Genomic DNA, 1,105 nt, shown 5'->3' with positions numbered 1-1,105 from the left:
CTAAAAAATATAATGAATTGATAACATGAATATTGCATTATGAGTAGCAGTTGACAGTTTGAAGTCATGTACCACTCTGTGTTGTCCATGGGTTTGTGGCCGAAAGGTGTGATGGAAGTAGGAGAATACAGAGCAACTGACTGGCAACAGAACCACAAAGAAACCACTCTCTGCCCATCCACTAGCCAATGATATTCCACCTGGCAGTTGTGAATTTTCATGTGCCTCATTTTCCATTGGAAGCCTAGATCCTGATGCACACTGACATGTCTACACAAATAGTTCATTGGTCAGTTGAAAGCCTTATAAGGCTGAACAGAGGCAATGGTCATTTTTCTTATCACCCACCAGAGTGCAACAACACCTACAACAACCACAACAACATGAGCAACAGCTCTACCCAGTCAGGCAGGGCATTCCATCCATGGTCACCATGTGCAAGAATGCCATTGATCTAGCATGGTGGATGGTGAAGCAAGCACCATGGCAGAAGAAGAAAGTGACCACCCTCAGCAAGAAGTCACTTGGCAATCTGCAGAATATGTGCATGTATGATAAGCTTGCTTTTATAATGTGCATTTTCATCATCTTATCTCCTCACTGTGACTCTATTATTTACAGGAATACTTTGCCTTGGTGGCCAGAGTGAGAAACTGGTAAGTTTGATTCAGTGCATACACATACACAGTAGACTTTAGAATCAGTTGTACCTTTCATTTATACTGCATACACATACACACTGGAATACAAAGTTTATTTTAAGTTTATTTTTATTCCTTTTGTGTTTTTGAACTTATGGAACCTATTTCATATCTATAATTACATTGATAATTTTCTTAATACTGACCTTATATATAGATATACATGCATATTCCTATGTCACTGAGTGTGTACACAGTATGCACTCACTTTACTGATCAAAATGTATTTTCCAGATTGTACTGGACTCTCAGCACTCTGAAGTCTTGGAAACTCAGGAGGATGAGGCCGAGGATACCTCAGGAACTACTGGTGCTCAACAGTCCCAGGACCTGTTCTCTGCCATGGTACATGCAGTTGCCGCTCAATTTTGTTCATTGTAATAGAGTGCTCATTTAAGAGTGCA

The 1,105-nt window shown here is 40.2% G+C and carries 1 protein-coding gene; it reads right to left on the bottom strand.

Translation table 11 applies throughout. The features are described 5' to 3' along the window. Positions 1-287, bottom strand: a 287-nt coding sequence (locus tag DB41_RS12400; RefSeq protein ID WP_238578500.1) for a hypothetical protein, incomplete at its 3' end; no start/stop codon positions are given. Positions 288-1,105: the final 818 nt, after the last annotated feature.

The organism is Neochlamydia sp. TUME1 (assembly GCF_000813645.1).
Classification (GTDB): domain Bacteria; phylum Chlamydiota; class Chlamydiia; order Chlamydiales; family Parachlamydiaceae; genus Neochlamydia.
This window is presented reverse-complemented; position numbering and strand designations above follow the sequence as displayed.